The following is a 23,289-nucleotide window of genomic DNA, read 5'->3' as shown; positions in this document are numbered from 1 at the left end:
TTGGGCCGGAGCATGGAAACGCATTCAAGGAGTCATCGATGTCCACAGAACTGTTGAAAACCCCACTCAACGCCCTGCATCGCGAACTGGGCGCCAAGATGGTTGAATTCGCGGGCTACGACATGCCTGTGCAATACCCGCTAGGCGTGATGAAAGAGCATCTGCACACCCGCGAACAGGCAGGCCTGTTCGATGTGTCGCACATGGGCCAGATCCTTCTGACCGGTCCGGGCGCCGCCAAGGCACTGGAAACCCTGGTGCCTGTGGACATCATCGACCTGCCGGTGGGCATGCAACGCTATGCCATGTTCACCAACGAAACAGGCGGCATTCTCGATGACCTGATGGTCGCCAACCTGGGCAATGATCAGTTGATGCTGGTGGTCAACGCCGCCTGCAAGAACGAAGACCTCGCCCACCTGCAAAAACACATCGGCAGCCAGTGCGAGATCAAGCCCCTGTTCGAAGAGCGCGCACTGCTCGCCCTGCAAGGGCCTCAGGCCGTGACCGCACTGGCTCGTCTGGCGCCAGCCGTCGCCCACATGACCTTCATGCAATACACCTCGACGCAGATCGACGGCATTGACTGCTTCGTCAGCCGCTCGGGTTACACCGGCGAGGATGGCTACGAAATCTCCGTCCCTGCAGACCAGGCCGACGCGCTGGCCCGTCGCCTGCTGGCTGAACCTGAAGTTGCGGCAATCGGCCTCGGCGCGCGTGATTCGCTGCGCCTGGAAGCCGGCCTTTGCCTGTACGGCCACGACATGAACACCGAAACCACGCCGATCCAGGCCAGCTTGCTGTGGGCGATTTCCAAAGTGCGTCGTGCCGATGGCGCCCGTGCCGGTGGTTTCCCTGGCGCCGAGCACGTCTTCGCTCAGCACCAAAGCGGTGCAGCGCGCAAGCGTGTCGGGTTGTTACCGCAGGAGCGCACCCCGGTGCGTGAAGGCGCAGAAATCGTCGACGCCAATGACACGATCATCGGCACGGTTTGCAGCGGCGGCTTCGGCCCGACGCTCGGGTCCCCTCTGGCCATGGGCTACGTGGATGCCGCTTTCACTGCGCTGGACACCCCGGTCTGGGCCATCGTGCGCGGCAAGAAAGTCCCGATGCGAGTGACCAAAATGCCTTTCGTGGCACCACGTTACTTCCGCGGCTGACCCTCGCGTCAAAACTACTGCGGCACTGCAACAGTGCAAAAACTGTTTCCGTGCTGCAGTTTGCTACTTTTCGAAACAGCAATGAAACTGTCAGAAAACTGCACTTCCTCAAACCCTTAAACAGTAAAAACTATCGATTGACCGGCGCTGGTTAAAGTTTTCAAAAAACCAGCGAACCCCCCTGAAACCGGGCTTATTCGGGGCTTGTTTTTTCTGCGAGAGTTAGCGTAGAGTTTCTCGACTGTGTTTGCATGGGTCGCTGGGATCGTGACCTGGGCAGTAGCGCCAAAAGCAATGCTACATCCCGCTCTACGTTTCTTCTTCCTGCAACCAGCCCAGTACTCTTTCGTGTGAAAGGGACTGTCATTAATTTATGCTCCAAGGAATAAGAAAATGTCTCAACGTCAGAGCGGTACCGTTAAGTGGTTTAACGACGAGAAGGGTTTTGGTTTTATCACTCCAGAGAGCGGTCCGGATCTGTTCGTCCACTTCCGCGCTATTCAGGGCAACGGCTTCAAGAGCCTGAAAGAAGGTCAGAAAGTTACCTTCATCGCTGTGCAGGGCCAGAAAGGCATGCAAGCTGACGAAGTCATCGCTGAAGCCTGATAGCTGAAAGCATAAAAGCCCTTGATGGCGACATCAGGGGCTTTTTTATGCCTGCGATTCCGTACACTGCCAGCTCCACCGTGACGAGCGCCGTCCATGCCTAAACACCTGCTGCGTCCACAAGGCGAATTCCCTCCGGCTGGCCTGGGCCGACGATTCGCTGCGATCTTCTACGACGCATTGCTGTGCGTCGCCCTGCTGATGGTCACCACGTTCCTTTACAAGCTGATCTGGATGGCCTTTGTCGGCGAAGCCAAACTGCGCCAGTTGTCCGAGGCCGGCGCGCTGGACGGCGACCCTTTGCTCTCCACCATCCTGCTGTTTGCGCTGTTCGCCTTCTTCGCCAAGTTCTGGACCCACGCAGGCCAGACCCTGGGCATGCAGGTCTGGGGCATCCGCGTGCAGAACCCCGACGGCACCGGCATCAGCCTGTGGCAGGCGCTGCTGCGTTTTGTTGTCGCCATTGCCTCATGGCTGTGCGTTGGACTCGGGTTCTTCTGGAGCGTGTTCGACAAGCAGAAACGCAGCTGGCATGACATGTACTCCGACACCCAGCTGGTGCGGATTCCGAAACAGAAAAAATGACCACAAAAAAGCCGACCCTGAGGTCGGCTTTTTCCATTGCCAGCGGCGATCAACCCGCTCGGCGCAGCAACCAGATGCCTGCCAGGGCACACACACCCGCCGGCACCAGCACCGCAAACAGCGGCGAGAAGCCAAACACCAGGCTGGACGGACCGAGCAGGTCCTGGGCAATGCGGAAGGTGAAGCCCACCAGCACGCCCGTGAACACACGCTGCCCCAGCGTCACCGAACGCAGCGGACCGAAGATGAACGAGATCGCCATCAGCACCAGCGCCACCGTCACCAGCGGCTGCAGGATCTTGGTGTAGAACGCCAGCCAGTAGCGACCGTTGGCCAGCCCCTGATCGGCCAGATAGCGCGCGTAACCGTAAAGGCCGGTCATCGACAGCGACTCCGGCGGCAGAACCACCGTGCTCAGCAATTGCGGGCTGAGGGCAATGTTCCAGCGTTCTTCCGGCGCCGTGACCACCTCGGTGCGCCCTTCATGGAACAGCGTGGTAGAGACGTCCTTCAGCAGCCAGTAATCGGTCTTGAAATTCGCCTGCTTGGCGAAGCTGGCGCTGAGCATGTGACGCTGATCATCGAAACGGTAGCGGGTCACGCCATACAACAAGCCATCCGGCTGGACGGTGTTGATGTGAATGAATTCCTCGCCCTGACGGTGCCACAGACCGTGCCTGGCGCTTTGGGCGTCTCCAGAACCCTGAGCCAGCGAACGCGCGGCCTGAGCCGAGGCTTCGGTCACGGGCGCGACGTACTCGCCAATCAGCAGGCCGGCAATCATCAGCACCAGCATCGGTTTCATGACGGCCCAGACGATACGGCCGATGGAAACACCGGCAGCACGCATGATGGTCAGCTCGCTGCTGCTTGCCAAAGCGCCCAGGCCGATCAGGCAGCCTATGAGCGCGGCCATCGGTAGCATGTCGTACAGACGACGCGGCGCGGTCATCACCACAAAGCTGGTGGCGTCCATCAGGGTGTAGGTGTCGCTGATCTCGCTCATTTCATCGATGAACGCAAACAACGACGCCAGCCCCAGAATGACGCCCAGAACCCCAAGAATGGCAAACAGGACGCTTTTGCCGATGTAGCGATCGAGCTTAACCATGAGCCACCTCCGACACGCTGCGGCGACTCGCCATCTTCAAGCGCAACGGCTCCCAATACACCAACGCCAGTCCAATCAGCAGAAATATCGCATGCACCCACCACAGCCCCAGCAGTGCCGGTGTCTTGCCCTTCTCCAGGGCGCTGCGGGCTGCAATCAGAATGGTCAGGTAGGCCATGTACAGAAGGATCGCGGGCAGCAGCTTAAGGAACCGGCCCTGACGCGGGTTGACGCGCGACAGCGGTACGGCGATCAACGTCACGATGAAGACCAGGATCGGCAACGACAAACGCCATTGCAGTTCTGCGGAGTTACGCGGTGAAGGCTCACCGTTGAGCAGCTCACTGGTCGGAATCGCGTCGCGGTCGGTGACTTCATCGCTGATGTCGGGCTTGGGTAACAGCGCACCGTAGGTGTCGTACTTGATCACGCGATAGTCGGCCTGTCCCGGATTACCGTCGTAGCGATAGCCGTTTTCCAGGATCAGATAACGGTTGCCGTCAGGACGGATTTCCTGCTTGCCCTTCTCCCCGACTAGCACGGTGATCCCATGGTCTTTCTTTTCTTCGAGTTTCTTTTCGGAGATGAACACGCCACCGAGATTGATCCGGTCGTCGGTCATGGTTTCGGTGTACGTGACCCGGCTGCCGTCGCGAAGCAGCTGAAAACGGCCTGGGACCAGGGTGTCGAACTCGGTCATGGCATCCTGCTTGTTCAGCAGCAGTTGAAACTGATTGGCGCCCTGCGGTGCGAGGCTGAAACTCAGCCACGCAACCAGCAGCGACACCAGCGCGGCCGGCGCCAGCGTCATCCACAACAGACGCTGCTGGCTCATGCCCGTCGCCGCCAGCACGGTCATTTCGCTTTCGAGGTAAAGGCGCCCGTACGCCAGCAAAATGCCGAGGAACAAGCCCAGCGGCAGAATCAGTTGCAGGAACCCTGGCAGACGAAAGCCCATGATCAGAAACAGCACGCCCGGATCGAGTGCGCCGGAGGCAGCCTGGGCGAGGTATTTGATGAAACGGCCACTCATGATGATTACCAGCAGCACCGCGCTGACAGCGCTCAAGGTAACCAGCACTTCTCGGGACAGGTAACGGAAGACAATCAAACCAGACACTCCAGGGTTGTCACGCTCAGGCAGCCTGACAAAGAAATGGATCAGCCATGATGCGCGCGACGGCGAACCACCAAAAAAATATGCGGCATTATCCTGTGATTGGGTGTGTCTGTCACTGCGCGCGCGGGATACTTGCTGAACCGATGCTGACACGAGCGTGCCAAACGGGTGCTCTGCGGGGTTGTCATCTGACCTTTTGCAGGGTCAAACTGCGGGCCTTGCCGCTGGCACGGCGATGCGAGACACCTCCACTTGCGCCGCGCCGCGTACTCATTTTGCGATAACCCACAGTTTACTCGGGGACCCCGACATGGAATTGGTTGTTAAGAGCGTCAGTGCAGAAACCTTGAAGACCGCCACCCTGGTGGTTGCCGTCGGTGAAGGCCGCACGCTGAGCGATGCTGCAAAAAATGTCGACACCCTGAGCGGCGGCGCGATCAGCGCAGTACTCAAGCGCGGCGACCTGGCGGGCAAAGTCGGCCAAAGCCTGCTGCTGCACAGCCTGCCCAACCTCAAGGCCGATCGCGTCCTGCTGGTGGGCACCGGTAAAGACCCGGAATTGACGGATCGCCAGTTCCGCAAAATTGTCAGCGGCGTGCTGAACACCCTGAAAAGCCTGGGCGGCACCGACGCAGCCTTCGCGCTGGATCATCTGGCGGTCAAAAACCGTGACGTGTATGGCAAGGCGCGCCTGCTGGTGGAAACCCTGGCCGATGGCGAATACGTGTTCGATCGCTTCAAGAGCCAGAAGGTCGACCCCCGCGCCCTGAAAAAAGTGACGCTGCTGACCGCCAAGGCCAGCGTCGCTGACGTCGAACGCGCCGCCAAGCATGCTCAGGCCATCGCGGCCGGCATGGCCGTTACCCGCGATCTGGGCAACATGCCGCCGAACATCTGCCACCCGACTTACCTGGGCGAACAAGCCAAGGCACTGGGCAAGGCCAACAAAGGCCTGAAGGTCGAAGTCTTCGACGAGAAAAAAATCGCTGAACTGGGCATGGGCTCGTTCCTGGCGGTCGGTCAGGGCAGCGCCCAGCCGCCACGCCTGATCGTGATGCAGTACATGAACGGCAAGAAATCCGAGAAGCCGTTCGTGCTGGTCGGCAAGGGCATCACCTTCGACACCGGCGGCATCAGCCTCAAGCCAGGCCTGGGCATGGACGAAATGAAGTTCGACATGTGCGGCGCGGCCAGCGTCTTCGGCACCCTGAACGCCGTGCTGGCCTTGCAACTGCCGATCAACCTGGTGTGCATCGTCGCGGCCGCTGAGAACATGCCAAGCGGCAACGCGACCCGTCCTGGCGATATCGTCAAGACCATGAGCGGCCAGACCGTCGAGATCCTCAACACCGACGCGGAAGGCCGTCTGGTGCTGTGCGACGCGCTGACCTATGCCGAACGCTTCAAGCCACAGGCCGTGATCGACATCGCGACCCTGACCGGCGCCTGCGTCGTTGCCCTGGGCGGTCACACCACCGGCCTGCTTGGCAACAGCGACACGCTGATCGACCAGGTCCTGGACGCCGGCAAACGCGCTGACGACCGTGCCTGGCAACTGCCGCTGTTCGACGAGTACCAAGAGCAACTGGACAGCCCGTTCGCCGACATCGCCAACATTGGTGGCCCGAAAGGCGGCACCATCACCGCAGCGTGCTTCCTTTCGCGCTTCGCCAAGGCCTACGAGTGGGCGCACCTGGACATCGCGGGCACTGCGTGGCTGAGCGGCAAGGACAAAGGCGCCACCGGGCGTCCGGTTCCGCTGCTGACCCAATACCTGCTCGACCGCGCGGGCGTGTAAGACGCTCCGAAACGCACTGGGCCCTTCTCGTTTTAACGAAGGGCCCGGTTCGTTTCACGCTTTGGAAGGCCCATGACTCAAGTCGATTTCTACATTCTCCCCAGCGCCGATCCAGTCGCGCGTCTGGACTTCGCCTGCAAGCTCACCGACAAGGCCTGGCGCCTTGGGCATCGCGTCTACCTGCATTGCACTGACGCGCAGCAACGCGAGGAGCTGGACGCCCGCTTATGGCGTTTCAAGGGCGAGACGTTCGTGCCCCATGGTCCTGTAGAAGACGACAGCGACGCACCCGTGGCGCTGGGCATCGGAACCGACCCAGGCACTCATCAGGATTTGCTGGTCAATCTCGACCTGCGCATCCCCGAATTCTTCGAACGATTCGCGCGCATCGCGGAGATCGTGGTGGAAGACCCTGCCATCCGGCTGGCGGCTCGAGAGAGTTTTCGCTTCTACCGTGAACAGGGCTATCCTCTGCAGGATCACCGACTGCAGCGTCTTTGAGCACACGATGGATAATTCAAAAAACCTGAAAGACTCCGCCCACCTGCTGGATGACCTCGAGTCGATCCGCCAGCTGCTCGGCGACGACGGCTTGCAACCGCCCTTGCTGACCGACACCGTCGCCACCGAAGGCCAGATTCCCTTGCTGTTCGACGTGGTCAGCGGCCAGGTCGTGTCTGCCGACGAGCGGGATCACGATATCCCGACGCTGACGCCCGAACCCGTCGCCAAGGCAGCGCCTGCGGCCCCATCACCCGCTCAGCCAGAACCTCAGGCCAGCACGCCCAACCCGGACGACCTGCTGCACCTGGACAGCGAACTGCGCGCGGCCGCGCAGTTGATCATGCAGGACGTCATCGACGACTTCGCCCCGCACATCGAAAACGAAATCAAACGGCGACTGGATGCGCGGCTGGAACGGTTGTTGAGCCAATACAACAACTGACATCGCCTACACAGGATCCCGCCCTGCCTTGCGACCACTCATAAGCTTGCGTCTTATAGCTTGTAGCTTGCAGCGGCCGTGAAAAGCTATACTTCCCGGCTTTTCCGACTGAAAGCAGATCAGGTTCCCGCCGCGCATGGACAAGACCTACCAGCCGCACGCCATCGAAACTTCCTGGTACCAGACCTGGGAGTCCGAGAATTATTTCGCTCCGCAAGGCGCGGGCGACTCGTACACCATCATGATTCCGCCGCCGAACGTGACCGGCAGCCTGCACATGGGCCATGGTTTCAACAACGCGATCATGGACGCCCTGATCCGTTTCCGCCGTATGCAGGGCCGTAACACCCTGTGGCAGCCGGGCACCGACCACGCTGGCATCGCTACCCAGATGCTGGTAGAGCGTCAGCTCGAAGCACAGGGCCAGAACCGCCACGATCTGGGTCGCGAGAAATTCCTGGAGAAAGTCTGGGAGTGGAAGGATCAGTCCGGTGGCAACATCAGCCGTCAGATCCGCCGTCTGGGCTCGTCCGTTGACTGGAGCCGTGAGCGCTTCACCATGGACGACGGCCTGTCCGAAGCCGTGAAAGAAGCCTTCGTGCGCCTGCATGAAGACGGCCTGATTTACCGCGGCAAGCGTCTGGTCAACTGGGACACCAAGCTGCACACCGCGATCTCCGACCTCGAAGTGGAAAACCACGACGAGAAAGGCCATCTGTGGAACCTGCGCTATCCACTGGCGGACGGCGCCAAGACCGCCGAAGGTCTGGACTACCTGATCGTCGCCACCACGCGCCCGGAAACCATGCTGGGTGACGCCGCCGTTGCGGTGAACCCTTCCGACGAGCGCTACAAGGCGCTGATCGGCAAATTCGTCGAGCTGCCACTGGTGGGCCGTCGCATCCCGATCATCGCGGACGATTACTGCGACCCGGAATTCGGCACCGGCTGCGTGAAGATCACACCGGCTCACGACTTCAACGACTATGAAGTCGGCAAGCGCCACAACCTGCCGCTGCTGAACATCTTCGACAAGAACGCTCACGTGCTGGCCGCCGCTCAGGTGTTCAACCTCGACGGCACGCTGAATGAATCCATCGACGGTGCGTTGCCTGCCCAATACGCCGGCCTGGACCGCTTTGAAGCGCGTAAACAGATCGTCGAGGCGTTCGATGCCGCTGGCTTGCTGGTCAGCGTTGACGACCACGCTTTGAAAGTCCCGAAAGGCGACCGCTCCGGCACCATCATCGAGCCGTGGCTGACCGACCAGTGGTACGTTTCGACCAAGCCGCTGGCCGAACCTGCCATCGCCGCCGTTGAAGACGGTCGCATCGCGTTCGTGCCCAAGCAATACGAAAACATGTACTTCTCCTGGATGCGCGACATTCAGGACTGGTGCATCAGCCGTCAGCTCTGGTGGGGCCACCGCATTCCGGCTTGGTACGACGAGTCGGGCAAGGTCTATGTCGGTCGCGACGAAGTCGAGGTGCGCGCCAAGCACAATCTGGGGCCGGACGTTGCGTTGCAGCAGGACAACGACGTACTCGACACCTGGTTCAGTTCGGGCCTGTGGACCTTCTCCACCCTGGGCTGGCCTGAGCAGACCGATTTCCTGAAGACCTTCCACCCGACCGACGTGCTGGTCACCGGCTTCGACATCATTTTCTTCTGGGTTGCCCGGATGATCATGCTCACCATGCATTTGGTGAAGAACGAAGACGGCACCGCGCAGGTTCCGTTCAAGACCGTTTATGTGCACGGTCTGGTGCGCGACGGTCAGGGCCAGAAGATGTCCAAGTCCAAGGGCAACGTCCTGGACCCGCTGGACATCATCGACGGCATCGAGCTTGAAGCCCTGGTGCAGAAGCGCACCTCGGGCATGATGCAGCCCAAGCTGGCGAAGAAGATCGAGAAGCAGACGCGCGACGAATTCGCCGACGGTATCGCCAGTTATGGCACCGATGCCCTGCGCTTCACCTTCTGCTCACTGGCGTCCACCGGTCGCGACATCAAGTTCGACATGGGCCGCGTCGAGGGCTACCGCAACTTCTGTAACAAGATCTGGAACGCCGCGCGCTACGTGCTGGACAAGGGCGAAGACTGCGGCCAGAACGGCGAAGCCTTCGAGCTGTCGCTGCCTGATCGCTGGATCATTTCGCAATTGCAGCGCACCGAAGCCGAAGTGACCCGTCAGCTCGATCAGTTCCGTTTCGACCTCGCCGCTCAAGTGCTGTACGAGTTCATCTGGAACCAGTATTGCGACTGGTACCTGGAACTCTCCAAGCCAGTGCTGTGGGACGAAAACGCGCCGATCGAACGTCAGCGCGGGACCCGTCGCACGCTGGTTCGCGTTCTGGAAGTGGCGCTGCGTCTGGCGCATCCGTTCATGCCGTTCATTACCGAAGAAATCTGGCAGCGCCTGGCGCCGCTGGCCGGTATCGAAGGCAAGACCATCATGCTGCAACCGTGGCCGGTGGCGAACGAGTCGCGCATCGACGCGGCCGCCGAAGGCGATATCGAGTGGCTCAAAGGCGTGATGCTCGGCGTGCGCAATATTCGCGGCGAAATGAACATCGGCCCGGGCAAGCCTCTGCAATTGTTCCTCAAGAACGTCGGCGCTGAAGACCAGCGTCGCCTGGACGAGAACGAGCACCTGCTGAAGAAGCTGGCCAAGATCGAGTCGTTCACGGTACTGGCGGCAGGGGCTGAAGCCCCGTTGTCGGCGACCGCACTGGTCGGCGAGATGGAAGTGCTGGTGCCGATGGCCGGCCTGATCGACAAAGGCGCCGAGCTCGCGCGTCTGGACAAGGAAATCCAGCGCCTGCAAGGCGAAGTGCAACGCGTGGGCGGCAAGCTGTCCAACGCCGCGTTCGTCGACAAGGCACCGCCTGAGGTGATCGCCAAGGAACGCGCCAAGCTGACCGAGGCCGAACAGGCACTGGGCAAGCTGGCTGAGCAGCACGCTCGTATTTCCAGTTTGTAAGTGAAAAAAGTCAGCCAGCCTGATACCGGGCTGGCTGAATCCTGAACCCTGTAGGAGCGCGCTTGCCCGCGATTGCTTGATGTCTGCGCCGTTGGTGGTGGCTGACACACCGCAATCGCGGGCAAGCGCGCTCCTACAGGGTTTTGTGTTTTGACCGGAAACCTGCGTAATGAATAAACCCGAGTCACCCAAACAGCCGCGAAAGAAACCCAAGCCGCAGCCGATAAAGCCGCCTGCCGAGCCGCGTGAGAAGGCCAGCCTGCACCCGCGCAATCGCCATCAGGGCCATTACGACTTTCCTCGCCTGATCAAGGGCAGCCCGGAGCTGGGCACGTTCGTGATCACCAACCCGTACGGGAAGGAAAGCATCGACTTCGCCAACCCGGCCGCCGTGCGGGTGTTCAACCGGGCGTTGCTCAAGGCCTTCTATGGCATCGCGCATTGGGACATCCCGGCGGATTACCTGTGCCCGCCAATTCCCGGTCGCGCCGATTACGTGCATTTTCTGGCCGACCTGCTCGCTGAACACAACGAGGGCGTGATTCCCCGTGGCGCAGCGGTCAAGGCGCTGGACATCGGCACTGGGGCCAACTGCGTGTACCCGCTGATCGGGCACTGCGATTACGGCTGGCACTTTGTAGGGTCGGACATCGACAAGATCGCCCTCGCCTCGGCGACCACCATCGTCAAGGCGAACAACCTGGGCAAGGCGATCAGCCTGCGCCAGCAACACAATCGCAAGCTCATCCTGGTGGACCTGCTGCACGCGGACGAGCGCTTCGACATCACGCTGTGCAACCCGCCCTTCCATGCCTCGGCCGACGAAGCACTGCGGGGTAGCCAACGCAAATGGCGCGCGCTGGGCAAGGCCGATCCCAAACGCAAACTGCCCGTGCTGAACTTCGGCGGTCAAGCGGCTGAGTTGTGGTGCGAAGGGGGCGAATCGCGTTTCGTGACGCAACTGATCAGCGAGAGCGCACTGATGCCGACCCAAGTGCTGTGGTTCAGCACACTGGTGTCCAAGGCCTCTAATCTGCCGTTGATTCAAAGCACGCTGAAGAAGGTGGGAGCGGTCGAGAGCCGAGTTGTGGAGATGTCCCAAGGCCAGAAACAGAGCCGCTTCGTCGCCTGGACGTTTCAGGACAAGTCGCAGCAAACGGCATGGCGGGCGGATCGTTGGGGCGGCGCCCACTGACCCGCGCAAGCAGCGCGCTCCGATCGCTGAATTCCGGGCACAAAAAAACCGTGTCCGGATCGCTCCGTCACACGGTTTCTCTTACAAGCAGCGTTTTGCTTACTTGTTGACCGAGTCGGTCAGCACTTTGGCTGGAACGAACTTGACCACTTTCTTGGCGGCGATTTCGATGGCTGCGCCAGTCGACGGGTTGCGGCCGGTGCGAGCAGGACGCTCGGTGATTTTCAGTTTGCCGATGCCTGGCAGAGTGATTTCACTACCGGATTCCAGTTGGTCAGCGACGATTTGGCCCAATTGGTCGAGAGCGTTGCGCGCGGTGGTTTTTGGCGCGTCGATAGCTTCTGCGATATCGGCGATCAATTGGTCTTTAGTCAGAGCCATGGTGGTGTTCCTTCCCTATCAAATTCATATGGTTTGCAGAGTGTGTACAGACGCGAAATGTAGATACCGAAATCGGCCTTTGGTTCGGCCGGACGCCCACAAACTGCGTGCTTGGCGCGCTTCAGTGCGCAAGACGGGGCAAAACTAGCACAGAGCCAAGCAAATATCCGCACCTACCTACCCATTTGGTCAGCTTTATCACGTCTGAAGCGTAAAAAAGTCGTATATCGGGGTTTTGAGCAGTGTTTTCGGCCTTCCCGGGTCGATCCGGGGCTTGTCTGCGGTACACTTGCCGACTTTCGCACGGGTCCTGCCTCCACCCGTTCAGTTCCACTTCAAAGGCCGAGAATTCCATGCCGATCCGTCATGCCATCGTTCACCTGATCGACAAGAAACCCGACGGTACGCCCGCAGTCCTCCACGCTCGAGACTCCGAACTCGCCGAGTCCCAGGCCATCGAGAACATGCTGGCCGACCTCAACGAGAGCTACAACGCCAAACAAGGCAAAGCTTGGGGCTTGTTTCATCCGGAGTCGGGCGCTCATCCGTTCAGCGGCTGGCTGAAGGAATACATCGATGAGGGCAAGGACTTCACCGCGTTCAGCCGCGTTGCAGTCGAGCATCTGCAGAAGCTGATGGAAGAGTCCAACCTGTCGGTCGGCGGCCATGTGCTGTTCGCCCACTATCAACAGGGCATGACTGAGTACCTCGCCATCGCCCTGCTGCATCACAGCGAAGGCGTTGCGGTCAACGAGGCGCTGGACGTCACGCCTTCCCGGCACCTGGACCTGGGCCAGCTGCACCTGGCCGCGCGGATCAACATCTCCGAGTGGCAGAACAACAAAGCGTCCAAGCAGTACATCTCGTTCATCAAAGGCAAGAACGGCAAGAAGGTCTCTGAGTACTTCCGCGACTTCATCGGCTGCCAGGAAGGCGTCGACGGCCCCGGCGAGACGCGCACCCTGCTCAAGGCGTTCAGCGACTTCGTCGAGAGCGAGGACCTGCCCGAGGAGTCGACCCGCGAGAAAACCAAGGCGCTGGTCGACTACGCCAGCAGCCAGAGCAAGATGGGCGAACCCATTGCCCTCGAAGAGCTCTCCGGCCTGATCGACGAAGACCGCCCGCGTGCTTTTTACGAGCACATTCGCAACAAGGACTACGGCCTGTCGCCGGAAATCCCGGCCGATAAGCGCACGCTCAATCAGTTCCGCCGCTTTACCGGCCGTGCCGAAGGGTTGTCGATCAGCTTCGAAGCGCACCTGCTAGGCGACAAGATCGAGTACGACGAAGAAAAAGGCACGCTGATCATCAAAGGTCTGCCGACGCAGCTCACCGACCAGTTGAAAAGGCGCTGAACCCATGCTCGTGCGTACGCTGAAGAAGTTCGTGCTGATCCTGCTGGTCGTCGTGGTGTACCAGAACTGGGGCAAGATCGAACACTTCGTCAATCCGTCCCAGGCGGTCTCATCGCAGACTCAAGCTCAGGCGAAGGTAGTGATGTATGCCACCGACTGGTGCGGCTACTGCAAACAGACGCGGCGCTTCCTCGACAGCAAGGGCATCCCTTACACCGAATACGACATCGAGAAATCGGCCGAAGGGCGCAAAGCCTACGAGGCGCTCGGTGGACGGGGCATCCCTCTGATCGACGTGAACGGCACGCTGATCAGAGGGTTCTCACCGGATGAGATTCTGGCGGCGTTGAAACAGAGTTGACCCTCGCAGCGAAGGTTTGCGGCAGTGCGATTTCAAAAAAACGCCAGCACCGATGCTGCGCTCCCGATATACGTCGCACCGTCCTCTCTAGCCGTCCGTTCGGACGGCATTCCGTATGCAAACCCTGGCGCGCTGACCGGCCGGCACTAGTGCGCGGGAAGAATTAGCAGTGCGCGCTCCTGGTCAAACAACGCATTTGACAGTGCCATCGTCCTTATAACCGACAGGGACCTGTCATTGCCAAGATCGAAGTGTTCACCTTTGAACCCTCCTGCCGGAATTCTGAATGAGGCGGTGATCGAGGTTGTTTCGGGTTCAAAAACCAATGGGGGAGTATCAATACTCATAAAACTGTGGACGGTGTGCAGGATGTTCACGGCTAGTCGCAGAGAAACAGGACTCGAGCTCGCCTCGGATAATCTGACTTTTACCTCTATCTCCTGCTCCAGCCCAGTAGGCAAGGTAGAAACAGACTCCACACTTACGAAGGGAAGCGCTAACGGCTGGGGCTGCCCGAGAGACGGGGTCACCAACGCAATATCAGAAATATAAATATTGCCCCCGTGAGGCAAAACAAACGCCAGCGTGTCCAGAACCTTGGGCAAGTCTGCCGACATGGCACCCAGCGGCAACAAGACTTGCTGTTTGAGGAACGTATCCACGCCGGGAACAATTTCGGGGATCGGCCAGAGCACGCAGCCTTCCTGGCCGAGGTCCAAGCGACTTCCGTTCAGGTAAATCTGCACTTCTACGCCTGCATTATCATTCTCGACAGCAAAATGAGCCACGTGAAAACTGAGATGCGTATAACGCGAGGGATCGACCGAGACACCCTTCTCCGGTGGGCTGAGTAGCAGCTCGGCTGGAGATGACCCAGAGTCGCTTTTTAGGTTTAGAAACGTGTGGTAGCCGTAATGCGCATATCGCAGATCCTCGCCAAACGAGGGTTTGCCTTTCAGTTCACCACTGCCTTTCACAATTTCCCATTGCCAATCTCCTTGGCCGGGTGACGGATGATCGGCGTACATCGTTTCAAAGCTTTGTAACGTATAGCGACTTGATGAAGGAAAGTGCGCACTGCTCCTGACGTCTGCTTTAGGTAATGTGGGTGCTTTGACGGGTGAGCCGTCAAACAAGCTTAAAAAAGCCGGTTCCTTACCCAGCGTCAGGCGAAAAAAACCACTGATATATATCTCCGCTAGCCTACGCTGCTCACTTGCACTCAGGCGTGTAACTTCAACGTCACCCCATGCATTTTCCGCATCATCCGTGCCCAAAGGAAAACCAGGCGACCAGTACTTGTTGAAATAATTATGATTGGCGCCCAACCAAAAAACCGAACTGTGCAGGGCATCACCGGCAATGGCATACCGAGAGATATCAGAATAGATCTGCGACTCTAGATTCACAACATCACCATCCAGAAAAGGCAGAATGGCTGCGGTATGGATATTGGGCAGCGGTATCTTTTCCATCGCTGTGCCACCCAAAAATAAAGCCGCGCGGATACCAAAGCCCATTTTATGAACTCGATTCAGTGTAATTGCTCTGGCAATACCATCTCCACCCCGAGAGTGGCCGACCAGCCCTATGCTATCCAAATCCAGCCTGCCCGTAAGGTAAGACAGTTCAGGACAGTTACCGCTGTTCGCACGCGACAACAGTTGCAGGTGTTCCAGGATCAGATGCCCGCGTAACCTCCCACCGTCCGGTATATAGCCGCCTTCTTTTCGATTCACACCGTTGGCGGATACGGAGACGACAACATAGCCATGGCTGGCAAGTGCTGATGCTGTAGAGGCGTAGCCCTTATAATTAGGGAGGGCAGATTCATTTGCCGCGCAAGGCCAGATAATAGCTCCTGGCCCGCCACTCTCGCTCAGGCAGGTTTGGTGCCTTCCGTGTATAAAAACCACGATCGGACAGTGGAGTACTCGCGCAACCGGCAGATGCACCTCAGCGCGAAGCTCCACCTTGTCATCAATTCCGGGAAGCGCCAGTATTTCATCGCCAAAATCATATTCCTTGCGAGTCACCTTATATGGACCAAGCGAGGCAGGATCCGGAGCCGTCGGCCATGCTGATCGGTCACCACGCTTGTTGCTGGCAGCCGGTTGCCGTGACGACAGCTTAGCCTTGCGGGAGAACAGCTGGTGCGGCGTTGTAACCTCTGTGATCTTGTTGACTTGCGCAACAGAGATAAAAACTCTCAGAGTTTTCTGATCGGGCATCAACGTAGCATCACGCACAACACCATCAACAATCAGCGTGGGATACGCACCCTCCGGATAACCAGGCTCATCGAGAAGATACTCTATATAGTCCGCATTATGATCGCGACCGTATCGCCAGTTTATTTTACTCATCATCCATGACCCTCTCGCTGACCACTGAAATATCAATACTCGGGAAGCGACGGTTATCTGTCGCTTTACCCAGGAGCTAACAGCAGCCAACCAGCCCCGTCAACTATCAAACACCCTGCTACACACGACTCACCGACTGCAGCGCTCGGTGATTCAACGCGAACGGGAGGTGTAAAGTCCGGTGACTCATCAATCAAATCCGCTTGTTCGCGGCACTTCAATTGAAATACATACAACCCAGCCCCTTGGATTTCACAACAAGGACGGTCACAGGATGTGAAAGTAACTCATCACTTTCACTTTATCGAACGTTCAGAGAAATCATACACAACACCAACGCAATTACTACTGTCAGAAATGACAGCCACTCATCATCCAAGACGCATCATCAAGAACGCTTTCACGTAAAAAGCTTTTTGCTTATGCACTTGTATGATGAGGCATGACGTCACTCACGCCTTATCATCGATGCAAGGGTTAACCCTTCTGGATGCGAAACCCATAGCGCGGAACATGCACGTGCACGATCCCGGCACGCTCATCTTCACGGCGCAGAATGATTTCTTCGCGACCACTGAACACCAACTCGCCCTGCACAGCGTCTACCCCGTAATCCACCGCAGAGACGCTGACCTGCTGCCCCACCTCGAATCCGTTTGGATCAGTGAAGACCTCACCCGGCAGAGGCGCTGGCGATGCGTTGCGCGCGATCTCGATGGCGTCGGCCGGGCTCAACTCGCTGGCCGCGCCATGACCGAAGCCCACCACGCGCTGATACCAGGCCAGCACCGCCGGATAGTCATCGACAAAGGGAGCGGTGACAGGGGTCTGCTTGAGAAACCACAACGTATGCGCCACCGAGAAGTCGGCAATCGACGGAGCGCCCAACAGGAAATCACCGCTGCGCTCCAACTGCGTCTCCAGGCGCCCCATCAATGTCGGCCATTGATGCTGTGCCAGTTCCAGAGGCACGCGGGTCGCAGTACCGCCGTCGAAAAACGTCGCGCGGTCGGCGACGAAGGCTTTAACGCCCTCAGGCGGCACTTTGGCGAAGCGCACCGCCAGCGAAGCCGGCTGAAACACCAGGCTGACCGAGTGCAGGAACAGCACCGTGTCCGCCCAGTTCGCCAGGCTTGCCGAGGTGAACTCCTGGCCTTCGGGGAAAAACGTCGGCGATGACTTTTCAGCTTCAAGACGGCGGGCAATGAGCGCGGTGTCGCAGTAGATATCGGCACCGACCTGCAGCACCGGGGTTTTACGATAGCCACCTGTCAGCGCAGTGACGTCAGGTTTGGGCATGATCGGCGGGACGGTCACCGAACGCCACGACAGCCCCTTGAAGCCAAGCATCAAGCGCGCTTTCTCGGAGAACAGGGACGTTGGGTAATGATGAAGAATCAGTTCTGACATGCTTCGGGCCATCCGCAGGGGTAAACCAGCAGCTTAGCTGCCTGGGCGCGCGTGGCCTACCCGCTCAGGCTGATGGCGGCGCATCACCGCTGTGGATAAAGCTCGCCGCCAGCGCTTCTTTTGCCTGTTTGCGCAGTTTCTTGATCAGGCGTTCCTGGCGCAGCGCTTCGCCCTTGTCACGGCACGCTTCGACATACACCAGTGCAACAGCAGGGCTTGAAAAGAAAAAGCGCGCGCCCTTGCCGCTCTGGTGTTTTTGGAATCGGCGATAAGGGTCGTCGCTGATGCCGCAGTACAGAGCCCCGTTGGCGGCGCGCACCAGGTAGACGAACCACGGCTTGATCACCAGAGGGATCGGCGGCGCCTGGGTCTCATCAGCGGAGGGTGTCGGCATCATTCATCAACAAAGGCAGCAACGAAAAAGAGCAACGATTCTAGCAGACGCTGCTCCTGTTCTTGCCGCCTTTGCCGCGGTTGTCAGTTGCCGTAGGTGAGGCCAGCCTGAATCGTCAAGGTGGAAATCAGCTCGGCTTCACGCCGTTTCTGATCGTCATCCATCGCCTTCGCACGCTCCAGATAGGCTTGATCCAGTTCAGGAAACTGATCTTCCAGCCGCTCCCGCTCCTGAGCGAAAACGCTCTCCAGTTCAGCGAACGCCTGAGCATGGGACTCACGTAACCACTTCTGCCAGAACTCACAGTTCGAGGCCGTTCGCAGAAACTCATTGGACGTTTCGCTCTGCAGTACACGCGCCGCGACGTCGGAAATTTCAGTCTCGGTCAGGGCAGCCGCTTCGCGGTACAGCATGTTAGCCGGTGCCAGTGGCAGGTCGAGCCGCTCGGCAAGGCCGACGCGATATGCCATCCTGACTTCCGCTGCATCGCGCGCGCCGGTGTTCTCACGCGCCATTCGGTCGACGGTATCCAGACGGTAGAGCCGGCGCATCAGTCGATACAAGGTGCCGCCACGCTCGTTGTCGGGAATGCCGAGAAGCGAGGTGCGCGAAAACACTTGAATCTCGATCTGATTGAACTCCAGACGAACGCCGTCTTCGCAGGTCCTGTTGCTGATCGCTTCTTCGGCCATGCCATTGAGCAACACCCGAAGATCCGAGTCCGCAGCGGCGGCCTGCAACACTGCCCATAGCCGTGATGTCAGCGACGCCCTTGCCCTGAGGAAATCCGCAGAGCGCCGTAGTCGACCGATCAGGCTGAGCAGGCTGCGCGCATCGCCCGCCGCTTCGATTCCCGCCCAGGCCGTGCGCTGCATCGCCTGCGTGCTGTCATCGCCCACCAGCCAATGATCCACTGAGTCGGGGGCTTCATCAGAGCTGTCATCCTCCGAGTCGGTTTCCATGAAGTCATTGGGCAGGTCCATGTAAAACGCAAACGGTCGGTCGGGTCCCTCGCTCAGATGGGCGCGCTCCATCGTATCGAGGGTCAGCGGATTCCCGGTCAGAATGATCTCGCTGCGTGCCGTATGGCTGCGAGGATTATCCAGAAGAGCCTCTGGCAGTTCCGTCAGTCGGTTTTCTGCCAGAGACAACGAATACAGATGATTGGGCAGCAGCTCGGTGAGCCATGCAGGGCAGTGTTCGAGCCCCATGCTTTCCAACGTCAAGGACTCCCAGCGCCGATGAGTGATCGCCTGTGTGTCGATCGTTTCGCTCAGGCGATTGGCGCTGAGATCCAGATGACGTAACTGCGGCAACTGACAGAAGAAATCAAACGCAGCCTGATCGATCAGCATCCCGTGTCCCGACAGGCCGATCTCCCTCAGGTTGGGCAGCTCAAGCAGCGAGGCTGGCGGTGCCAGCAAAGGCGGCACTCGTGTGCCACTGATGTCGACCGTCGTCGCATTTTGAAAACGCCGGATCAGCGCATTCAACGACTCGTCGCCTGCGCGAATATCGTGCAGATCCAGGCCTGTAAACGTCTGGTAGAACGCCTCTGGCAAGGACAACGGGAAAGCTTCGAGAGGGACCGAGTCAAGCCTCAGCGGCAGCGAAACGCGCCCGCTTGCATTGCTTCGCCATTGCTCCAGCAGCGTGTCTCGCAGGGCAATTCGGACGCCTTGCGTCGGCATTGATGCGCCCGCATCCGCGACCCAGCGACTCAGCGCCGTTTCGATCTCGGTTTGCGTCGTCAACAAAGCGTCAATCAGCGGGCGCAGCCGGGCCGGTATGTACAATTCAAAGCGAAATGCAGCGCCAGGCCGCGCCTGATAAAGGCATGCTTCGATGACCGTACGACGGGGCAGCAGATTTCCCGACAGGTCGATGACCGTCGGTGAAGCCGCGCTGTGCATGTTGTGCAGAACATGATCCGGCAAATCGGTGATGCGGTTGTGTGACAGAGACACTTCCCCGACATGGCCGGGTATCCAGTCGTTGAGCCACAGCGGCCAGCGGGTCAATCGCGTTCGGTCGAGCACCAGGCGATCGAGCACAAGCGGTTCCATGCGCACGGTCAGGCTCAGCGAATCGAGGTTGTTGCCGGTCAAATCCAGCCGTTTCAACTGTCGCATGCGCCGGAATTGATCGAAGTCAGACAGGCTGAACGTGAGCTGTTGGCGGCTCAGGTCCAGCTCACGCAACAGCGGGCAGCTGTCGGCGATCACCTGAGGGAGCGCGCTCATGGGCGCCAACACGGGCGGGATGCCAGACGGGTTGACCACGGCCAGCGAGTGCACCCGCGTGAAGCGACGTAAAAACTGGCCGATCTGCTCGGCATAGTCGGCAGCGGACACGCCGTGCGCAAGCAGGTAGCTAAGGGATATCCGCTCCACACGTGCGAAGAAAAACTCAGGCAGGCGCACAGGAAAATCCATGATGGACGCGGCGGATATCTTCAAGACCGCAGCATCCGGGGCCGTCGAGAAGCTGGCGCTCTCCCACCACGCAAGAATGGCCTCCGCGATCCAGGTTCTGCTGTTCTCCTGCAACACGTTCATGCTTGGCAGTTCTGTTGAGCGCCATGCCCACGCGTCGAGGTCCGCGCGCAGGGCTGATCGCTCGTCCAGCAGCACGTCGAGACGCTGATTGAGGTCGCCGTTGGAGGCCTGTGGATGGGCACTGCGCAACGCATCCAGCGCGGTCTGCGGGTTCATCTGCCCCAGTTCCAGCCGCGCGATCTTGTCGAGCAGATGATCCTCCAGGACAAACCCCGGCAGGCGCCCTCTGCCGCTCAAGCCATACCCCAGTCGCCCCTTGAGCATGCGCTGCGGCTGATTGAAGCGCAGGGGTTTGGAGACCTGCCCGAGCAAGTCGGCACTCTGCTGACGATCCGAGGCCGCAAGCCTGGCCAGGCGCTCGTTCAACGCCTCGGCTTGCCAGACATGGGGCAGACCAATGGCCCGACGCGGCCCGTCCGGCAGCGCGTGCATCAGCGCATCACACAGGTTATTGCCGTCAGGCGGCATGCTGTTCAAGTCATTCCCTTGCGCGTCGTACGCCAGGTAGCCGCCATTTCGTCTCACCAGCGTTTTCGGTTCAGCGGCGTCGGCACTGCCCACGCTGTCGAGCAAAGGCCCGTGTCGACTGCCATCGCGCAGTTCGATGCGCACCGTGTCGGACCCTCCGGGCAACCTCGCAAGCAGGCGCAACCGCAGGGTGTCGGTATCGGGACTCACCACAGACTTGAGGTGAAACCCCTCCAGAGCGCGGTTCAGCCGGGTCTGACGCAACTGCCAGACGGCCGCCTCGGCGTGGCGCAAGGCAACCCGCCCAGTGTCCAGCATCTGTTGTCGCTCGACCGTTGACGCATCGGCCACGATGTCCTCGGCGACGTGCGACGGCAGCCCGGGAAAATCGCGTTGCATGCGTTGCACCGCAGGATCGTCCGAGTGCTCGCTGGCCTGATACAGCTCAGCAAATCGTTCGCGCGGTGTGCGGTCGCCGACATGCGGCTCCGATTGAACCCGAGCGTCCAGTTGAAAGCGCTTGATCGTGTCCCGGAGATGACCGGGTGGCACCGCTGACTGCCCGTGGACCTCGCGCAACAGCGCCTCGTCAGTACCCGTCACGGACAGAATCTGGCCTGCGGCGGCATCACTCAACCCCGCGACGCTGTGTCCAAGCCGCGTGAACAGCTTGCGGGCACTCCATTGCGCCACGTCTTCGCCGAAGTGTTTGAACGCGCCGACCCCGTTACGCTGCAACGGCAATGAGACGTGACGCATCGGATCGGGATGCTTGAGCGCCCACTTGTTGACGTGGGCTTCATGATGAAGCTCGTAGGTGCGGTCTTCGATCTGAATGTAGCGCTTGCCATTGACCGTGGTGACGCCGTCGATATCAGGACTGAGGCCCTCGGGTAACACCACATCGACCTGAAACGGCGAGATGTCAGGCTTCCAGAGTCGGGTCTGGCCGTTCGCCAACTTCACGGGAACCAGGTCCGCGATGAAGTGGTTGCTCTGTATGGGAGGCGGTTCAGGCAGGCGAGCGGTTGCCCCGGCTTTGGCCAGGGCGGCCATGAACGCGAGGTTCGTCGCTGCGTCCATTAAATGGCCAACGCCCTGCTCAAAGTCGTCATGACTGAGGTCTTCCAGGCCGTGATACACCTCGCTCATCAGCTCGGCGCTGGCATAAACGAACAGCAGATTGCCAAGCAACGGCACGTACAACGCCGCCACGTTGGCAAGGGTCAGCCCGAGGTTGAGCCAGCGTTGCAGACGCTTGCGGCGAGTCAGTGCATCTTCGTCCTCGGTAGGCACTGCCAGGAATCGAGCGTTGTCCTTGATCAGAGACATTTGCTGCGCATACATCGAGCGAAACAGATTGCCCTCGATCGGATCAGACTCAATCAACAGTTGGGCGGAGTGATCGGCTTGATGCTCCCACAATCCGGTAGTGAAGCGGTTGCCGTCCATGGGCTGCAAGGGGAACAGGTGCCGGTTCAACCGTTCGAAAAAACTGGCCCGGTTGCGCTCGCCGATCAAACTCGCAAAAAACTGCTGGTACTTGAGGTCCATCAACCGCGTGCGAAGGTCGCTCTCGATCTCTGCCATCAAGGCGTACTCTTTCATCGGGCAGATAGGGTCCTGCGGGATGTACAACACGATGGGGACCTGAGTGAAGGTCCAGGTCCGCGCCGGGCGAATCACGGTCACCCGCAAAATGTCGTGTTCGAGCAGCCTCAACCCTTGTATCAGCAACGGGTGACCGTCGAGTTTTGGGGAGGGGCGATTCATGGCCAGATCAATAATGGCCGAACCGAATGACGCAGAGACCTGTTTTCTGAGGGTTGCTGCACGGGCATACAGTTCCAGGTCGGCGCGGTCGTTGCTGATGAACAGACCGCGCATGTTGAGGCGCGCTACCTCGGGACCATCGCCGGCTCTGGATTCAGGCTCCAGCACGCTGTTGAGGTGGTCCTGGTATTTCTGCCCCAGGTTCAGGTGTCGGCTGAGGTCGACAAATTCTTCGTACTTCATCTTCTCAGGGTGTGGAAAACCGTCGGCACCGAGCAAGCTGAAGCGGTCGAAACCGCTGGTCACTGACTCCTCTCGCTCGTAGTTATGCATGGCGGCCTCCAGCAACGTATGCGTCACCGAGGAAGGCTCTGCGTGGCCGTGCAACGTGATGCCGAAGAACCTGTCCTGCACAGGATTGAAGCGCTTGCCGAAGCGGGCATCGAGCGCGTCGGCCAGGAGCGGTGTGCAAAAGGCGTCAAGGCCTTTGAGGGGTTCGAGCGCCTTTTTGAGGTCAGCCTTGCAGGTTCGACTCAGTCGAAGCGCCTCTATATAGGCCTTGCGCTCAGAAGGCGACGCCTCGATGAAGCCTGAAGGCAGTTGCGCCTGGAGGGTTGTCAAAACGGGGTCCAGGGCGAATTGCTGGCGCAGTTGTTCGAGTTTGCTTGCGTCGTTGTCCGGGGAAGTGGGCACAGTCGATGTCCTTATCAGCCTCAATA

At 59.5% G+C, this 23,289-nt stretch carries 17 protein-coding genes; 10 read left to right on the top strand and 7 right to left on the bottom strand.

Annotated features, from left to right (window positions below):
- Positions 1–38 precede the first annotated feature (38 nt).
- From gcvT to BLS87_RS17200, 3 genes are all read left to right on the top strand, one after another.
- Positions 39–1,160 carry a glycine cleavage system aminomethyltransferase GcvT gene (gene gcvT / locus BLS87_RS17210; protein ID WP_074753785.1) on the top strand — a complete coding sequence of 374 codons (1,122 nt, stop codon included), beginning with the start codon at positions 39–41 and terminating at the stop codon, positions 1,158–1,160.
- A gap of 393 nt (positions 1,161–1,553) precedes the next feature.
- Complete coding sequence (locus tag BLS87_RS17205; protein WP_010220199.1) at positions 1,554–1,766, top strand: cold-shock protein; 213 nt, start codon at positions 1,554–1,556, stop codon at positions 1,764–1,766.
- Between the two features lie 96 nt (positions 1,767–1,862).
- Positions 1,863–2,351: an RDD family protein gene (locus BLS87_RS17200; protein ID WP_074753783.1), complete on the top strand. Its 489-nt coding sequence runs from the start codon at positions 1,863–1,865 to the stop codon at positions 2,349–2,351.
- 49 nt (positions 2,352–2,400) lie between these two features.
- Here the strand turns inward: BLS87_RS17200 and lptG are convergent, their stop codons facing one another.
- Positions 2,401–3,462: an LPS export ABC transporter permease LptG gene (gene lptG / locus BLS87_RS17195; protein ID WP_074753781.1), complete on the bottom strand. Its 1,062-nt coding sequence runs from the start codon at positions 3,460–3,462 to the stop codon at positions 2,401–2,403.
- On the bottom strand, positions 3,455–4,573 hold the full coding sequence (gene lptF / locus BLS87_RS17190) for an LPS export ABC transporter permease LptF (protein WP_074753779.1): 1,119 nt from the start codon (positions 4,571–4,573) through the stop codon (positions 3,455–3,457). Before lptF ends, lptG begins: the two co-directional genes overlap by 8 nt.
- A gap of 319 nt (positions 4,574–4,892) precedes the next feature.
- On the opposite strand from lptF, the gene BLS87_RS17185 reads away from it, so the two are divergent.
- The 5 genes from BLS87_RS17185 (at position 4,893) to rlmF (ending at position 11,504) form a co-directional block, all read left to right on the top strand.
- Positions 4,893–6,380: a leucyl aminopeptidase gene (locus BLS87_RS17185; protein WP_074753777.1), complete on the top strand. Its 1,488-nt coding sequence runs from the start codon at positions 4,893–4,895 to the stop codon at positions 6,378–6,380.
- Positions 6,381–6,452: 72 nt separating this feature from the next.
- Positions 6,453–6,881 (top strand): DNA polymerase III subunit chi, encoded by a 429-nt coding sequence (locus BLS87_RS17180; protein WP_074753776.1) that lies wholly within the window; start codon positions 6,453–6,455, stop codon positions 6,879–6,881.
- 7 nt (positions 6,882–6,888) lie between these two features.
- On the top strand, positions 6,889–7,326 hold the full coding sequence (locus BLS87_RS17175; protein ID WP_074753774.1) for a DNA polymerase III subunit chi: 438 nt from the start codon (positions 6,889–6,891) through the stop codon (positions 7,324–7,326).
- Positions 7,327–7,462: 136 nt separating this feature from the next.
- The gene (locus tag BLS87_RS17170; RefSeq protein WP_074753772.1) at positions 7,463–10,309 is read left to right on the top strand and encodes a valine--tRNA ligase; all 2,847 of its coding nucleotides are present in this window, start codon (positions 7,463–7,465) and stop codon (positions 10,307–10,309) included.
- 169 nt (positions 10,310–10,478) lie between these two features.
- Positions 10,479–11,504 carry a 23S rRNA (adenine(1618)-N(6))-methyltransferase RlmF gene (gene rlmF, locus BLS87_RS17165; protein WP_074753770.1) on the top strand — a complete coding sequence of 342 codons (1,026 nt, stop codon included), beginning with the start codon at positions 10,479–10,481 and terminating at the stop codon, positions 11,502–11,504.
- A 99-nt stretch (positions 11,505–11,603) separates the two neighbouring features.
- Here rlmF and BLS87_RS17160 read toward each other — a convergent pair whose 3' ends face one another.
- The gene (locus BLS87_RS17160; RefSeq protein WP_074753768.1) at positions 11,604–11,885 is read right to left on the bottom strand and encodes an HU family DNA-binding protein; all 282 of its coding nucleotides are present in this window, start codon (positions 11,883–11,885) and stop codon (positions 11,604–11,606) included.
- A 353-nt stretch (positions 11,886–12,238) separates the two neighbouring features.
- On the opposite strand from BLS87_RS17160, the gene yejK reads away from it, so the two are divergent.
- Entirely contained in the window at positions 12,239–13,240 is a 1,002-nt protein-coding gene (gene yejK / locus BLS87_RS17155) for a nucleoid-associated protein YejK (RefSeq protein ID WP_074753766.1), read from the top strand.
- A 4-nt stretch (positions 13,241–13,244) separates the two neighbouring features.
- Complete coding sequence (locus tag BLS87_RS17150; protein ID WP_074753764.1) at positions 13,245–13,601, top strand: glutaredoxin family protein; 357 nt, start codon at positions 13,245–13,247, stop codon at positions 13,599–13,601.
- 146 nt (positions 13,602–13,747) lie between these two features.
- Here the strand turns inward: BLS87_RS17150 and BLS87_RS17145 are convergent, their stop codons facing one another.
- From BLS87_RS17145 to BLS87_RS17130, 4 genes are all read right to left on the bottom strand, one after another.
- Entirely contained in the window at positions 13,748–15,967 is a 2,220-nt protein-coding gene (locus BLS87_RS17145) for an alpha/beta hydrolase (RefSeq protein WP_143024408.1), read from the bottom strand.
- Between the two features lie 477 nt (positions 15,968–16,444).
- A complete protein-coding gene (locus BLS87_RS17140) occupies positions 16,445–17,377 on the bottom strand; it encodes a glutathione S-transferase family protein (protein ID WP_074753760.1) in 933 nt (310 codons plus the stop codon).
- A 64-nt stretch (positions 17,378–17,441) separates the two neighbouring features.
- Entirely contained in the window at positions 17,442–17,771 is a 330-nt protein-coding gene (locus BLS87_RS17135; protein WP_074753758.1) for a GIY-YIG nuclease family protein, read from the bottom strand.
- Between the two features lie 83 nt (positions 17,772–17,854).
- On the bottom strand, positions 17,855–23,263 hold the full coding sequence (locus BLS87_RS17130) for an NEL-type E3 ubiquitin ligase domain-containing protein (RefSeq protein WP_341845435.1): 5,409 nt from the start codon (positions 23,261–23,263) through the stop codon (positions 17,855–17,857).
- Positions 23,264–23,289: the final 26 nt, after the last annotated feature.

This window comes from Pseudomonas abietaniphila (genome assembly GCF_900100795.1).
In the GTDB taxonomy this organism is placed as follows: Bacteria; Pseudomonadota; Gammaproteobacteria; order Pseudomonadales; family Pseudomonadaceae; genus Aquipseudomonas; species Aquipseudomonas abietaniphila.
Note: the sequence above shows the minus strand (reverse complement) of the source record. Positions and strands in the feature narration are given on the sequence as shown.

Excerpts from the sequence above, each read along its gene's own strand:
- gcvT (WP_074753785.1), top strand. The coding sequence starts at position 39 with ATGTCCACAGAACTGTTGAAAACCCCACTCAACGCCCTGCATCGCGAA.
- BLS87_RS17205 (WP_010220199.1), top strand. The coding sequence starts at position 1,554 with ATGTCTCAACGTCAGAGCGGTACCGTTAAGTGGTTTAACGACGAGAAG.
- BLS87_RS17200 (WP_074753783.1), top strand. The coding sequence starts at position 1,863 with ATGCCTAAACACCTGCTGCGTCCACAAGGCGAATTCCCTCCGGCTGGC.
- lptG (WP_074753781.1), bottom strand. The coding sequence starts at position 3,462 with ATGGTTAAGCTCGATCGCTACATCGGCAAAAGCGTCCTGTTTGCCATT.
- BLS87_RS17185 (WP_074753777.1), top strand. The coding sequence starts at position 4,893 with ATGGAATTGGTTGTTAAGAGCGTCAGTGCAGAAACCTTGAAGACCGCC.
- BLS87_RS17180 (WP_074753776.1), top strand. The coding sequence starts at position 6,453 with ATGACTCAAGTCGATTTCTACATTCTCCCCAGCGCCGATCCAGTCGCG.
- BLS87_RS17175 (WP_074753774.1), top strand. The coding sequence starts at position 6,889 with ATGGATAATTCAAAAAACCTGAAAGACTCCGCCCACCTGCTGGATGAC.
- BLS87_RS17170 (WP_074753772.1), top strand. The coding sequence starts at position 7,463 with ATGGACAAGACCTACCAGCCGCACGCCATCGAAACTTCCTGGTACCAG.
- rlmF (WP_074753770.1), top strand. The coding sequence starts at position 10,479 with ATGAATAAACCCGAGTCACCCAAACAGCCGCGAAAGAAACCCAAGCCG.
- BLS87_RS17160 (WP_074753768.1), bottom strand. The coding sequence starts at position 11,885 with ATGGCTCTGACTAAAGACCAATTGATCGCCGATATCGCAGAAGCTATC.
- yejK (WP_074753766.1), top strand. The coding sequence starts at position 12,239 with ATGCCGATCCGTCATGCCATCGTTCACCTGATCGACAAGAAACCCGAC.
- BLS87_RS17150 (WP_074753764.1), top strand. The coding sequence starts at position 13,245 with ATGCTCGTGCGTACGCTGAAGAAGTTCGTGCTGATCCTGCTGGTCGTC.
- BLS87_RS17145 (WP_143024408.1), bottom strand. The coding sequence starts at position 15,967 with ATGAGTAAAATAAACTGGCGATACGGTCGCGATCATAATGCGGACTAT.
- BLS87_RS17140 (WP_074753760.1), bottom strand. The coding sequence starts at position 17,377 with ATGTCAGAACTGATTCTTCATCATTACCCAACGTCCCTGTTCTCCGAG.
- BLS87_RS17135 (WP_074753758.1), bottom strand. The coding sequence starts at position 17,771 with ATGCCGACACCCTCCGCTGATGAGACCCAGGCGCCGCCGATCCCTCTG.